12 protein-coding genes are annotated in these 13,266 nt (G+C 70.4%); 9 read left to right on the top strand and 3 right to left on the bottom strand.

The window, feature by feature from the left end; translation table 11 throughout:
- Positions 1-62: 62 nt before the first annotated feature.
- Positions 63-1,172 (top strand): AGE family epimerase/isomerase, encoded by a 1,110-nt coding sequence (locus HWX22_RS04535; protein ID WP_175908569.1) that lies wholly within the window; start codon positions 63-65, stop codon positions 1,170-1,172.
- Here the strand turns inward: HWX22_RS04535 and HWX22_RS04530 are convergent.
- The gene (locus tag HWX22_RS04530; RefSeq protein WP_175915112.1) at positions 1,145-2,773 is read right to left on the bottom strand and encodes a methyl-accepting chemotaxis protein; all 1,629 of its coding nucleotides are present in this window, start codon (positions 2,771-2,773) and stop codon (positions 1,145-1,147) included. The genes HWX22_RS04535 and HWX22_RS04530 overlap by 28 nt on opposite strands.
- Positions 2,774-3,045: 272 nt before the next feature.
- Between HWX22_RS04530 and HWX22_RS04525 the strand changes: the two genes are divergently transcribed.
- Positions 3,046-3,489 carry a PaaI family thioesterase gene (locus HWX22_RS04525; protein WP_059467287.1) on the top strand — a complete coding sequence of 148 codons (444 nt, stop codon included), beginning with the start codon at positions 3,046-3,048 and terminating at the stop codon, positions 3,487-3,489.
- Between the two features lie 63 nt (positions 3,490-3,552).
- On the opposite strand, the gene HWX22_RS04520 is transcribed toward HWX22_RS04525, so the two are convergent.
- Together HWX22_RS04520 and HWX22_RS04515 are read right to left on the bottom strand one after the other, a co-directional pair.
- Complete coding sequence (locus HWX22_RS04520; protein WP_175908571.1) at positions 3,553-4,605, bottom strand: CaiB/BaiF CoA-transferase family protein; 1,053 nt, start codon at positions 4,603-4,605, stop codon at positions 3,553-3,555.
- Between the two features lie 123 nt (positions 4,606-4,728).
- Positions 4,729-5,568 (bottom strand): helix-turn-helix domain-containing protein, encoded by an 840-nt coding sequence (locus HWX22_RS04515; RefSeq protein WP_244135190.1) that lies wholly within the window; start codon positions 5,566-5,568, stop codon positions 4,729-4,731.
- A gap of 134 nt (positions 5,569-5,702) precedes the next feature.
- On the opposite strand from HWX22_RS04515, the gene HWX22_RS04510 reads away from it, so the two are divergent.
- The 7 genes from HWX22_RS04510 to HWX22_RS04480 all read left to right on the top strand — a co-directional run bounded on the left by HWX22_RS04510 (position 5,703) and on the right by HWX22_RS04480 (position 13,246).
- Positions 5,703-6,485 carry a crotonase/enoyl-CoA hydratase family protein gene (locus tag HWX22_RS04510; RefSeq protein WP_175915111.1) on the top strand — a complete coding sequence of 261 codons (783 nt, stop codon included), beginning with the start codon at positions 5,703-5,705 and terminating at the stop codon, positions 6,483-6,485.
- 70 nt (positions 6,486-6,555) lie between these two features.
- On the top strand, positions 6,556-7,776 hold the full coding sequence (locus HWX22_RS04505; RefSeq protein ID WP_175908573.1) for a CoA transferase: 1,221 nt from the start codon (positions 6,556-6,558) through the stop codon (positions 7,774-7,776).
- Positions 7,773-8,573: an enoyl-CoA hydratase-related protein gene (locus HWX22_RS04500; protein WP_244135189.1), complete on the top strand. Its 801-nt coding sequence runs from the start codon at positions 7,773-7,775 to the stop codon at positions 8,571-8,573. Before HWX22_RS04505 ends, HWX22_RS04500 begins: the two co-directional genes overlap by 4 nt.
- A 94-nt stretch (positions 8,574-8,667) precedes the next feature.
- Positions 8,668-9,720 (top strand): porin, encoded by a 1,053-nt coding sequence (locus HWX22_RS04495; RefSeq protein WP_059815144.1) that lies wholly within the window; start codon positions 8,668-8,670, stop codon positions 9,718-9,720.
- A gap of 10 nt (positions 9,721-9,730) precedes the next feature.
- Positions 9,731-11,053, top strand: coding sequence for an MFS transporter (locus HWX22_RS04490; RefSeq protein ID WP_175915110.1), 1,323 nt, complete (start codon positions 9,731-9,733; stop codon positions 11,051-11,053).
- A gap of 38 nt (positions 11,054-11,091) precedes the next feature.
- A complete protein-coding gene (locus HWX22_RS04485) occupies positions 11,092-12,246 on the top strand; it encodes an acyl-CoA dehydrogenase (protein ID WP_059815148.1) in 1,155 nt (384 codons plus the stop codon).
- A gap of 61 nt (positions 12,247-12,307) precedes the next feature.
- Positions 12,308-13,246 (top strand): alpha/beta hydrolase, encoded by a 939-nt coding sequence (locus HWX22_RS04480; RefSeq protein ID WP_175908575.1) that lies wholly within the window; start codon positions 12,308-12,310, stop codon positions 13,244-13,246.
- Positions 13,247-13,266: the final 20 nt, after the last annotated feature.

The following is a 13,266-nucleotide window of genomic DNA, read 5'->3' as shown; positions in this document are numbered from 1 at the left end:
TCCTTGGCCCCGGCCGCGCCGCTCCGCGCCGACTCAATTCGATCCAAGCGCTCAACCCCGCCATGTCCGTTCCCGATTCCGCTTCCGCCCAGGCCGCCCGATTGCGCGACCATTTTGCGCACGTCATTCTGCCGATCTGGCAGGGTTCAGGGTTCGACCAGACGCTGCGGCTGCCGTTCGAGGCCGTCGATCCGGCCACCTATGCACCGCTGCCCGTCACCCGTTATCGCGCAATGGCATGCGCGCGACAACTGTTCGTGTTCGCGCAGGCCGGCCACACCGCGCACGCGGCCACGCTGTTCGACTCGCTGTGCAGCCGCTTCCGCGACCCGCGCCACGGCGGCTGGTTCTACAGCGTCGATGCGCAAGGCGCGCCGCTCGACACGACCAAGGACCTTTATACGCACGCGTTCGTCGTGTTCGCGTGTGCCGCATGGCATGCGGCGTCGGGCGACGCCGCGGCGCGCACGGTCGCCGAGGACACCGCCGCGCTGATCCAGGACCGCTTCGCGCCGCAGCCGGGCGACGCGCTGCTCGACGCCGCGCGTCACGCCGACTTCTCGTCGTCGGGCAGCGGCGCGCTGCAGAACCCGCTGATGCACCTGACCGAAGCATGGCTCGCGGCCGCCGATGCGTTCGGCGACGCGGCGTTCGACGATGCGCTCGTGCGCACCGCGCAGGCCGTCGAGCGCACGTTCGTCGATACGGCGACAGGCTGCGTCGCCGAACTGCCGCTCGGGGCGGCCGACAACCGCTTCGAGCCCGGCCATCAGTTCGAATGGTTCTATCTGGTCGATGCGGCCGGCGTGCGCCTCGCGCAAACCGGGCTCCCCGACGCGCTCGCGCGCGCGTTCGCGTTCGCCGAGCAGCACGGGATCGATCCGCAAACGGGCGCGGTGTGCGCGGCGGTCGACGCGCAAGGCGCATGCATCGACGGCACGCAACGGATCTGGGCTCAGACCGAATACCTGCGCGCGCTCGCCACGCACGGCGGCACGCCGGCCTCCGCACCGCTCGCGCAGCAGATCGAGCGCTTCGCCGCGCGCTTCCTGCATCCGCGCGGCTGGTTCGAGTGCAAGACGGCCGACGGGCAGGTGTCGCGCGCCGACATGCCGTCGACGACGCCCTACCACCTCGCGACCGCTTACGCGGCGCTGCCCGCCGTTTCGTAACCGGCGCCGGCAAACGACGACGACGCGCGCTCGTCGCGGACACCGCGAGCCGCGCGCGCGTCGCCCAGTTCGAACACCGACACCGCCTGCATCAGGTGCGCGGTCTGGTCGTTCAGCGACGCGGCCGCCGCCGCGACCTCCTCCACCAGCGCCGCGTTCTGCTGCGTCAGCTGGTCCATCTGCGTGACCGCCTGATTGACCTGCTCGATGCCGACGCTCTGCTCGACCGACGCGGCCGTGATCTCCGACATCGTCTGCACGACCCGCGTGATCGACGCCGAAACCGTCCGCATCGCGTCGCCGGCCCGTTCGACGAGTTCCGAGCCGCCGTCGATCTGCGTGACCGACTCCTCGATCAGCGCCTTGATTTCCTTCGCCGATTGCGCGCTGCGCTGCGCGAGCGAGCGCACTTCGCCCGCGACCACCGCGAAGCCGCGGCCCTGCTCGCCGGCCCGCGCGGCCTCGACCGCCGCGTTCAGCGCGAGGATGTTGGTCTGGAAGGCGATGCCGTCGATCACCGAGATGATCTCCGCGATGCGCCCGGAGCTTTGGGCGATGCCGCGCATCCGGTCGATCACGCTGTCGACCACGCCGCCGCCGTGGCGCGTCGCGTCGAGCGCCGCGTCGGCCAGCGCGCTGGCCGCACGCGCGCTGTCGGTGTTCTGGCGCACGGTTGCGGCCAGTTCCTCCATGCTCGCGGCGGTTTCCTCGAGCGACGCGGCCTGCGTGCCCGTGCGCGCGGACAGGTCCGCGTTGCCGCCGGCGATCTCGCCCGCGCCGAGGTGGATCGCGTCGGACGCGTGACGCACGGTGCGCACGGTGTCCGCGATGCTCGCCTGCATCGTGGCAAGGCCGCGCAACATCCGGTCGATCTCGAACACACCGCCTGCCCGCACGACTTCGTCGAGCCGGCCCTGCGCGATGCGCTCGAAATGGCGGCCGGCCTCGTCCAGCGGCGCGACCACCGCGCGCCGCGCGGCGGCGTAAATCGCCGCGCTCGCGGCGAGCATCGCCACCAGCAGCACGATGCCGACCCACTTGAACCACTGAATCCCGCTATCGATCGTGGCGAGCGCGTCGCGGCTCGACGCGGCGCCGTAGTCGGCGAAGCGGTGCAGTTCGGCGAGGTATGCGTCCTGGAAGCCCTGCGTCGGCTGGTCAAGGAACGCCTGGATGTTGTCGGCGTCAAGGAACTGCACGAGTTCGCCCAGCGCGCCGCGCAGCGCGCGATAGCGCTCGGCGAGCGCCGCCACGCGCGCGCGGTTCGTCGCGTCGACGGCCTGCGCGGCCGTCAGCGCGGCGAACGCCTTGTCCGCTTCGGCGAGCGAAGCGCTGGCATGGCGGATGATCTCGTCGGGCTTCGGGCCGCCGCGCACCATCCGCGTGCCCGCGCGCGACAGGTTCACGCGTGCGTCGAGCAGGCGCTCGGTCGCCTGGCTGGCCGCGTCGACCTGCGCGATCGCGACGTTCGACAGATCGTCGACGCCGCTGCGCGTCGATGCGAGCGCCCAGAAGCCGAGCGCCTCGATCGCGAACAGAAAGAGGCAAAACACGGTCAACACGCCGAGCAGACCCGACGCGAGCTTGATTTTTCCGAACATGGGGGAGATTCCTGGAGAGGCGACGATGGAGCAATGCCCCGGCATTAGCGGCATTTCTTCGTCGGACTTTAGGAACATCCGGCGAGTGGCGCCCGGCCAGTCCCCGCCATCCCCGTCGAATCGCCGGCAAACGAGGACAACGCGCGCGTTCGGCGCAGTAATCGCGTCGCATCGCGCCGGCCGTCACGCGAAATGCGGACGAATTTCCTTGCTTATCCGCAGCCCCCTTCCTAGAGTTCAGCGCAAGCGGACACGCATTGCGAGGGCAGTCGATGACGGACATCACGGACCACGCGCGCGGCGCATTGCGCGCGCAACCGTTCAGCATGCTGCTGGGCACGGAGCTGATGCATATCGGCGACAACGAAGTGTCGCTGTGCCTGCCCGTGCGGGAAGAGCTGCGGCAGCAGCACGGCTTCGTGCACGGCGGCGTGATCGGCTATCTCGCCGACAACGCGCTGACCTTCGCCGGCGCGCTCGTGCTCGGCCCGCGCGTCATCACCGCCGAATACAAGATCAACTACCTGCGGCCGGCCGTGAACGGCACGCTCGTCGCGCGCGCGAAGGTCGTCTACGCGGGCCGGCACCAGGCGACCTGCCAGTGTCATGTGTTCGTCATCGACGGCGATCACGAGCGGCTCGTCGCGATCGCGCAAGGCACGATCAATCGCGTCGGCGACGGCAAGATGCCGGATGCGCCGGAGGAAACGGCGTAAGCGGCCGATATCGCTCGACACGGCGGAGCACACGCGGCGGCAAGCCCCGCGCACCCTGCTCCGTCAACCCGCGTCATCATCCTGCAACGATAGAAACCGCGGCGCCACGCGCGCCCGCACGTTCCCGTTCTCGTCAGTTCGATAGATCCCGCGCGCTGCATTGTGCGGATGCTCGACCGCAGCGGCCACGCTCAGCACGGGCGCAAAGCACGCGTCGGTCCCTTCGAGCAACGCGCGCCAGTGTGCGGACGGCTGCTGCGCGAATACCTCGGCAAAACGCGCCTTCAGCGCCGGCCAGCGCGCGCGATCGTACTGCGACGCCGGATCGACATCGCTCAACCCGAGCCGCTCGACCAGCAACGCGTAGAACGGCGGCTCGAGCGCGCCGATCGTCACGCATTCGCCGTCCGCGCAGCGATATACGTCGTAGAACGGCGCATCGTGGAAGAGGCTCGGCTGCGCGCCATCGAGCTGCCCGTTCGCGCGTGCCCACAACGCGAGCGAGCCGAGCATCGACACGATGTCGACGATCGCCCCGTCGACCACGCGCCCCGGCCCGCCGCCGCGCACGTCGAACAGCGCGCAGACGATCCCGAATGCGAGCCCGAGCGCGCCGCCCGCATCGCCGACGACGGTCGGCGGCACGCCGGGCCGGCCGTCGCGCGGCGCGGACAGCGACAGCAGCCCGGTCAGCGCGACGTAGTTCAGGTCGTGCCCGGCGGCCGCCGCGAGCGGTCCGTCCTGGCCCCAGCCCGTCATCCGTCCGTACACGAGCTTCGGATTGCCGCGTGCGCAATCGTCCGGGCCGAGACCGAGGCGCTCCATCACGCCGGGCCGCAGCCCCTCGATCAGCGCGTCGGCCTGCGCGATCAGCGCGAGCGCCGCGTCGCGGCCGGCCGGCGTCTTCAGATCGAGTTCGACGATCGTCTTGCCTTCGCGCAGCAGGTCGCCGTCGCGGCCCTGCAGCGCGTCCGGCGCGCTGGTGCGGCCTGCCGGACGCGCGATCAACGTGATGCGCGCGCCCATCCCGGCGAGCATCCAGCCCGCGAGCGGGCCGGGGCCGAGGCCTTCGAATTCGACGATGTGGACGCCGGAAAGCGGCGCGTTCAATGACATGGCGACCTCGCGGAAATGCAACCGGACAGGGGCGAAACGAAACGACGCTCCGATTCTATGCGAACGCGCGCGGCGCCGACGGCAAGACGGCCGATACGCAAGGTTCGCGTCGACATCGGATGATCACCCGCCGCCGTCCGCCCGATGCCGGCGGAGGCCGCCGCAGGCGGACGCGTCGCCGCACGAGCGGCCGCGCGACTCGCCGACCGCTTCGTCCACGCGCTCGGCCAGCGCGTCGCGCATCGCGAGCACGATCGCGCCGCGATGTTCTTCGATCCGCTCGACCGGCCCGGCGACGCCGATCGCGAGCGGCATGCCGTTCCAGCCGTCGGCGATCACCATCGAGATCATCGCCGCGCCTTGCGTCACCGTATGCGCCGAATACGAATAGCCGAGCCGGCGCGTCTCTTCGACCTTGTCCAGCACGACGTCCTCGTCGATCGTCCTGCCCGACCTTCCGATGCGCCGGATGCTGCGCGCCACGAGCCGGCGAATCGTGCTGTCCGGCTGCAGGCTCAGCAACGCCCAGCCGAGCCCCGACATGCAGATCTCGCGACGCGTGCCGATCGGCGCATAGAACTGGACCGGAATCCGGTGCGCGCCCGCGACGGCGTCGATGTACTGCACGTACAGGTCGCTCTGCACCGCAATCACGACGGCCTCCCGCGTGCCGGCCGCCAGCCGTTTCGCCACGGCGTGCCAGTATCGCCGGCTGCCCGCCGCCGAATCGACGAGCGCTTCGCCGAGATTGACGAGCCGCGCCGTCGGCGCATACGCGTGCGTCCGTTCGTCGTACGACAGGTAGCCGAGCACCTTCATGCTGGTCAGCAACGCCGCCGCGCTCGACCCGGGATAGCGGCAACGCGTGGCGATCTCGCGCACGCTCAGCGGCCGCTGCAGTTCGCTGAACAGCTCCAGTACCTCGAACACGCGCGCCGCGCTCTTGACCACGTTTCCGCTCATCCCGCCCCTCCGCGCCCGTCACGGCGGCCCCTTCCACGTATGTGGAACAGAATTTCCCGCCGCCAACCGTCGTGACGATACTAGGCTTCGGCCCGCGGCGTGAAGCCCCGCGGTACAGAACATACGGAGACACCATGTCAGCCTTTCTGATCCGTGAACGACAGGGACCGATCCTGACCGTCACGATGAACCGCCCCGAAACCCGCAACGCCATTTCGGACACCGATGCGATCGACGAACTGGTCGCGTGCTGCGACGAAGCGAACCGCGATGAGTCGATTCGCGTGCTGGTCCTGACCGGCGCCGGCGCCGTGTTTTCGTCGGGCGGCAACGTGAAGGCGATGCGTGCGCTCGCCGAGTCGGACCTGCACGACCTCGCGGCAATCCGCACCCGCTATCGCCGCGGCATCCAGCGCCTCGCGCACGCGTTCCAGCAACTCGAAGTGCCCGCAATCGCGGCGATCAACGGCCCGGCCATCGGCGCCGGTACCGACCTTGCTTGCATGTGTGACATCCGCATTGCCGCCGACAGCGCGCGCTTCGCGGAGAGCTTCATCGCGCTCGGCCTCGTGCCGGGCGACGGCGGCGCGTGGTTCCTGCCGCAGATCGTCGGCGCGGCCGTCGCCGCCGAGATGTCGTTCACGGGCGACGCGGTGGACGCGCAAACGGCGCTGCGCCACGGGCTGGTGTCGCGCGTCGTCTCCGACGGCGAACTGCTGGCCCACGCGCACGCGCTCGCCGCGCGCATCGCGCGCCATCCGGGCACCGCACTGCGCCTGACCAAGCGGCTGCTGCGCGAAGGCCGGCACGCGAGCCTCGACACGCTGCTCGACCTGTCCGCGTCGTACCAGGCATTCGCCCATGCAACGCCGGAACACCGCGCGGCCGTCGAAGCGCTGTTCGCCGCGCGCGACTGAACCCGCGGCGCTTCGCCCTGCACCCAGCCGGCGAACGCCAGCATCGCCGACCATCGAAGGAAACATCGTCATGATCATCAGCAACGAGGGCGCGCTCGCGGGCGTGCGCGTGGTGGACCTGAGCCGCGTCTATGCGGGCCCGTTCTGCACGCAGACGCTCGCCGACCACGGCGCGGACGTCATCAAGATCGAACCGCCGCAAGGCGACGAAACACGCGACTGGGGACCCGCGATGCCGAGCGGCCTCTCCAGCTACTACTGGGGGCTCAACCGCAACAAGCGCAACCTCGCGCTCGACCTGTCGCATCCCGACGGCCGCGACGTGCTGTTCCGCCTGCTCGAGACGGCCGACGTGCTGGTCGACAACTTCAAGCAGGGCACGCTCGAACGCTGGGGCATCGGTTACGACGATTGCCTGCGCGAACGCTTTCCGCGCCTCGTCCATTGCTCGATCTCCGGCTACGGCACCGATGGCCCGCTCGCGCGGTTTCCGGGCTACGACGCCGTCGCGCAGGGGCTCGCCGGCTTCATGTCGATCAACGGCGAGCCGGGCGGCATGCCGCTGAAGGTACCGTTTCCGGTCGTCGACTACGCGGCCGGGCTGAGCGCCATGTCGAGCATCCTGCTCGCGCTGGTGGAACGCACGCGCTCCGGGCTCGGGCAGCACGTCGACATCGACCTGTTCAGCACCGCGCTGTCGATGCTGCATCCGCTCAGCACGACCTGGATGGCGACCGGCGACGTGCCCGTCGCGACGGGGAACGTCTACGCCGCGATCGCGCCGTACGGCGTCTATTCTTGCAAAGACAAGCCGGTAGCGACGGGCGCGGGCAACAACCGCACGTTCGCGAAGCTGGTCGAAGCGCTCGGCGTGCCCGAGCTCGCGCGCGATCCGCGCTTCGCAACCAATGCGCAGCGCGTCGCGCACCGCGACGCGCTCGACTCGCTGATCGGGCAGCTGACCGCCGAGCTGCCCGCCGACGAGGTCGTCGACCGGCTGATGCGCGCCGGCGTCGCGACGGGACCGGTCAACACCATCGCCGACGGGTTCGGCCATCCGCAAGCGGCCCGCAACGCGATGTTCGTCAAGAACGACACCTACACCGGCGCGGGCATCCCGGCCAGGCTGTCGCGCACGCCCGGCTCGATCCGCCGGCCGCCGCGGCCGTTCGCGGCCGACACCGACGCGGTGCTCGACGCGCTCGGCCTCGACGCGGCCCGCCGCGACGCGCTGCGCAAGGCCGGCGTCGTTCACGACGAGCGCGCCGCCACCTCCGGGAGCACGTCATGACCACGCCGCGCACGTTCTCCTCCCTGACCGGCGACGACGCCCCATCGATCCTGCGCAGCGACGACGACGGCATCGCGTGGCTGACGATTCATCGCCCGCATGTCGCCAATGCGCTGTCCGCCGACGCGATCCGGCGCCTGTGCGACGAACTCGTCACGCTCGACGACAACCCCGCGGTGCGCGCGATCGTGATCCGCGGCGCGGGCGAGCGGGCCTTCAGCGCGGGCATCGATCTCGGCGATCCCGAGATGCGCGGCATGCGGCCGATGCGCGGACTTGCACGCAACGTGCACGAGCTGATCCTCGAACTGCGCAAGCCGACCATCGCGGCCATCAACGGCTACGCGGTCGGCGGCGGCTTCGAAATCGCGCTCGCATGCGACCTGCGGATCGCCGCCGATCACGCCTATTTCGCGCTGCCCGAAGCGCGAGTCGGCATGGGTGCGAACTTCGCGAGCGTGCTGCTGCCGCGCATCCTGCCGCGCGCGGTCGCGATGGAGCTGCTGTTCACGGGCCGCCGCTTCGACGCTGACGAAGCGCTGCACGTCGGGTTGCTGAGCCGGGTCGTCCCCGGCGCCGCGCTCGACGATACCGTGCGCGAACTGGCGCAGGCGATCGCCGCGAACGCGCCGCTCACGATCCGGCGCATCAAGGAAACGGCGACCCGCAGCTGGGGCCTGCCGGTTGCCGCGGCGCTGCGGCTCGACGTCGGCCCCGACGTCTATGCGAGCGAGGACCGGGTCGAAGGTGCCCGCGCGTTTCTCGAGAAGCGCAAGCCGGTGTTCAAGGGACGCTGAGCCCGACGGCGCGCGGCCCCGTCCGCCGCGCGCCGTCGATCGCCGCCCCGCACGCGGGCGCGGCGCATAACAAACATGGAACGGAGACACATTCATGCAACGCAAAGCACTCCTGATCGGCGCCTGCGTGCTGTGCACGCCGCACGCGCACGCGTCGTCGGTGACGCTGTACGGAATCGTCGACAGCTACGTCGAATTCGATCGCATCGGCAGCCTGTCGAGCTTCCGGCAGAGCGGCGGTGGCGGGTCGACGAGCCGCGTCGGTCTGACGGGCGTCGAGGATCTCGGCGGCGGCACCTCGACGAAATTCGTGCTGGAAAGCGGCTTCTCGCCGGCCGACGGTTCGCTCCAGGGCGGCACGCTGTTCTACCGGCAGGCGTACGTGGCGCTGCAGGACACGCGCTACGGCGACCTGCGGCTCGGCCGGCAATACACGCCGTCGTTCTACATCGTGTACGAGGGCGACCCGTTCGGCCTGAACGAACGCATGTCGCCGCTCGCGCTGCTCGCGACGTCGACGGACTCGATCACGACCGCCACGACGCCGCCGATTCCGCGCTTCAACCAGGCGGCGTCGTATCTCGGCCCGAACTGGAACGGCCTGCGCGTGATGGCCACCTACGGCTTTCCGACGCCGAACGCGCTGTCCACGCAGGCCGGCCGCAACTACGGCGCGGGGCTCCAGTACCGGATCGGCGGCCTCTACGTCGGCGCGGGCTTCCAGGACGACATGTCGGCCGGCAACCTCGCACCCGTCGTCCAGCCGACGACCACCCGCCACTACGTATTCGCCGCCAACTACGCGTTCGCGCGAGTCAAGCTGTACGGCGCGTTCCTCCACGGCGCCAGCACCGCGCCCGGCTCGCCCGCGTTCTCGACGATGAGCGTCGGCGCGACGGTCGACGTCGGCGCGCTCGACCGCGTGCTGGTGTCGGCCGTGCGCCGCGACGTGAAGGGCTCGGCAAACGACGCGACCGCGTTCGGCCTCGGCTACGACCGTCCGCTGTCGAAGCGGACCTCGCTCTATGCCCGCTACCTGTACATGAAGAACGGCGGCCGCGCGCGCAACACCGTCGTCGCCGGCGTGCAACCGCAACCGGGCGGCACCGAGCAGGTGCTGGCGCTCGGCATCACTCACCGCTTCTGACGGAGTGCCCATGACCTCGACCCTGTCCACCCCGGCCGGCGTGCGCGAAGACGCGATGCCGGCCCTCTACCGCCGCATCTCGCGGCGCCTGCTGCCGTTCCTGATCCTCTGCTACACGCTGTCGTTCATCGACCGCATCAACATCGGCTTCGCGCACGCGCAGATGGCCGCCGAGCTGCGCTTCTCCGACGCCGTCTACGGGCTCGGCGCGGGCATCTTCTTCATCGGCTACATGGCGTTCGAGATTCCGAGCAACGCGCTGCTCGCGCGGATCGGCGCGCGCCGGACCATCGCGCGGATCATGGTGCTGTGGGGGCTCGGCTCGGCCGCGACGATGTTCGTCGCGACGCCCGCGCAGTTCTACGTGTGCCGGTTCCTGCTCGGCGTATTCGAGGCCGGCTTCTTCCCCGGCATCCTGTTCCATCTCGGCGCGTGGTATCCGCCGAAGCAGCGTGCAAAGGCGTTCGCGCTCTTCATGAGCGCGCTGTATCTGGCGGGGCTGATCGCCGGCCCCGTGTCGGGCGTGATTCTCACGGTCTTCGACGGCGTCGCCGGCCTGAGCGGCTGGCAATGGCTGTTCGTCGTCGAAGGGTTGCCGAGCAGCGCGCTCGGTCTCGTCGCGCTGCGCTTCCTCGACGACCGGCCGGACGACGCGCGCTGGCTGTCGGACGCCGACAAGGCCGCGCTGCGCGATGCGCACGCGCAAGCCGATGCCGATGTCGGCAACGGCGTGACGTCGACACGACCGTTGCTCGCGCATCGCGACTTCTGGCTGCTATGCGCGGCCAATTTCTCGATCGCGGCGGCCGGCTACGCGCTCGTGTTCTGGATGCCGGTGATCCTGCACCGCGGTGGCCTGCACGGCGCGATGCAGATCGGCGCGCTGTCCGCGCTGCCCTACCTGTGCGGCGTCATCGGCTTGCTCGGCATGGGCTGGCGCACCGAACACCGGCAGGCGTGGCGCGAACACGGCGCGGCCGCGATGCTCGCGTGCGCGGCGGCGCTCGTCGTGCTGGCGCGCGTCGACGGCACCGCGAACCTGACGATCGCGCTTTGCGTCGCAGTCGCCGCGCATGCCGCGGCACTGCCCGCGTTTTGGGTGCTGCCCGGGCTCGCGCTGCCGAAGCGCTCGATGGCCATCGCGATCGCGGCGATCACGATGTCCGGCGCGATCGGCGGATTCGCGAGCCCGTTCCTGATGGGCGTGCTGAACACCGCCACCGGCTCGATGCGCGGCGGCCTCTATTTCAACGCCGCGTTGCTCGCGGCCGGCTGCGTGGCGCTCTTCCGCACGCTGCGCGCCCGGGCGGCGTCCCCTGCGCGCGCGGTCTGAGCGCGCCCCCTTCCCTTCACTCCTTCATCGACACATCCATGAATTTCGAACTCGATCTCGACCACCAGATGATCAAGGATCTCGTCGCACGCTTCGTGAAAGACGAGCTGATGCCGCTCGAAGCGGCCGTGATGGCGCGCGAGGCCGACGGCCAGCGCTTCGCGCTGCTCGCCGACGAGCGCGCGCGGCTCGACGAGCGCTCGCGGCAACTCGGTCTGTGGGGTCTCGACGCGCCCGCCGATGCCGGCGGCTCGGACCTGCCGGCCGTCGCGATGGTCGGCGTGAACGAAGCGATCGGCACGACCGTGACGCCATACGTCCTCCCGCCCGACTCGCCGAACCTGCGGATGCTGTGCGACGCGGCCGACGACGCACAGCGCGCGCGCTACCTCGAACCGTACGCGCGCGGCGTCACGCGTTCCGCAATGGCGATTTCCGAGCCGGGTGCCGGCTCGGACCCGGGCGCGCTGTCGACGACGGCCGAGCGCGACGGCGACACGTGGGTGCTGAACGGCCGGAAGATCTGGATCAGCCACGCGCGCGAAGCCGACTGGACGATCGTGATGGCGCTGACCGACCGAAGCAAGGGCAAGCGCGGCGGCATGTCGGCATTCATCGTCGAGCGCGACACGCCGGGCTTCGTCATCGAACGCCGCATTCCGATGATCGGCGGGCTGTCGACCTATGAAATCGTGCTGGAGGATTGCCGCGTTCCCGCCACGCAGCTGCTGGGCCGCGAAGGCGCCGGTTTCGCGCCGATGCAGGCGCGCCTGTCGAACCGTCGCCTGGAGATGGCCGCTTGGTGCATCGGCCGCGCCGAGCGCGCGGTCGCGCTGCTGTGCGACCATGCGAAACAGCGCAAGACCTTCGGCGTGCCGCTGGCCGAGCGCCAGGCGGTCCAGTGGTGGGTCGCCGACGCGCTGACGCAGATCCACGCGTGCCGCCTGATGACCTATGAAGCGGCCGCGCGAGTGGATGCCGGACAGGATGCGCGCACGCAGATCTCGATGGTCAAGGTGTTCGCGACGGAGATGGCGTCGGGCGTCATCGATCATGCGATGCAGACGCTCGGCGCGATGGGCATGACGAAGGAGCTGCCGCTGCATCAGATGGCGAACGAAGCGCGGCTGATGCGCATCTTCGAAGGCCCGACCGAAGTGCATCGCTGGGTCGTCGCACGCAGCGTGCTGTGACGCCGCCATCACCGGTTCCCCGGTCGCGCGCGTCGCGCCGTTTTCCTCACGGAGTCGCACCTTGGATACACGTCATCTCGTCGATCCCGACATCCGCCCCTGGCTGGACGCCTGGCCGACCGTCACGCTCACCGCCGACAACCTCGCCCGGCATCGCGACCGCGCCCTGCCGCTGCCGCCGATCGACACGGTCGGCAACACGCTCCAGCATCGGCGCGTGCCGGGCTCCGGCGGCGCGCCGGACGTGCCGGTGCGCGTATACCTGCCCGACGACGCGACGCGCCCGCTGCCGGCGATCGTGCACATGCACGGCGGCGGCTATGTGCGCGGGGCCGCGAAGGATCTCGAAGCCGTGCATCGCCCGCTGGTGAAGACGCTGGGGTGCGCGCTGGTGTCGATCGACTACCGCCTCGCGCCCGAGACGCCGTTTCCCGGCGCGATCGACGACTGCTACGCGGCACTCGCCTGGACCTTCCACCATGCGGACGCGCTCGGCATCGATCCGGCGCGCATCGGCGTGATGGGCGAAAGCGCGGGCGGCGGGCTCGCGGCCGCGCTGGCGTTGCTGGCGCGCGATCGCGGCGAATACCCGCTGGCGTTCCAGCACCTGATGTATCCGATGCTCGACGACCGCACCTGCGTGCGCGCACCGCATCCGCATGCCGGCGAATTCGTCTGGCACGCGGCCAACAACCGGTTCGCGTGGACGTCACTGCTCGGCCACGCGCCGGGCCTCGACGGCGTGTCGCCCTACGCGGCGGCCGCCCGCGCGGAACGGCTCGACGGGCTGCCGCCGGCGTTCATCGCCGTCGGCACGGTCGACCTGTTCGTCGACGAGAACATCGGCTACGCGCAGCGCCTCATCCGGGCCGGCGTGCCCACCGAGCTGCACGTCTTCCCGGGTGGCGTGCACGGCTTCGACATCGTGCCCGACGCGCGCGTATCGACGGCCGCGCGGCGCATCGGCCACGACGCGCTGCGCCGCTTCCTGCACGGCTGACCGCCATCGACGCAGAAACG

Source organism: Burkholderia sp. BCC1638, assembly GCF_902833195.1.
Classification (GTDB): domain Bacteria; phylum Pseudomonadota; class Gammaproteobacteria; order Burkholderiales; family Burkholderiaceae; genus Burkholderia; species Burkholderia diffusa.
The sequence above is the reverse complement of the archived record's forward strand: the minus strand, read 5'-3'. Positions and strand labels throughout refer to the sequence as shown.

Coding starts and splice junctions, on each gene's coding strand:
- HWX22_RS04495 (WP_059815144.1), top strand. CDS start 8,668: ATGCAACGCAAAGCACTCCTGATCGGCGCCTGCGTGCTGTGCACGCCG.
- HWX22_RS04490 (WP_175915110.1), top strand. CDS start 9,731: ATGACCTCGACCCTGTCCACCCCGGCCGGCGTGCGCGAAGACGCGATG.
- HWX22_RS04525 (WP_059467287.1), top strand. CDS start 3,046: ATGACGGACATCACGGACCACGCGCGCGGCGCATTGCGCGCGCAACCG.
- HWX22_RS04505 (WP_175908573.1), top strand. CDS start 6,556: ATGATCATCAGCAACGAGGGCGCGCTCGCGGGCGTGCGCGTGGTGGAC.
- HWX22_RS04520 (WP_175908571.1), bottom strand. CDS start 4,605: ATGTCATTGAACGCGCCGCTTTCCGGCGTCCACATCGTCGAATTCGAA.
- HWX22_RS04530 (WP_175915112.1), bottom strand. CDS start 2,773: ATGTTCGGAAAAATCAAGCTCGCGTCGGGTCTGCTCGGCGTGTTGACC.
- HWX22_RS04510 (WP_175915111.1), top strand. CDS start 5,703: ATGTCAGCCTTTCTGATCCGTGAACGACAGGGACCGATCCTGACCGTC.
- HWX22_RS04500 (WP_244135189.1), top strand. CDS start 7,773: ATGACCACGCCGCGCACGTTCTCCTCCCTGACCGGCGACGACGCCCCA.
- HWX22_RS04535 (WP_175908569.1), top strand. CDS start 63: ATGTCCGTTCCCGATTCCGCTTCCGCCCAGGCCGCCCGATTGCGCGAC.
- HWX22_RS04485 (WP_059815148.1), top strand. CDS start 11,092: ATGAATTTCGAACTCGATCTCGACCACCAGATGATCAAGGATCTCGTC.
- HWX22_RS04515 (WP_244135190.1), bottom strand. CDS start 5,568: ATGAGCGGAAACGTGGTCAAGAGCGCGGCGCGCGTGTTCGAGGTACTG.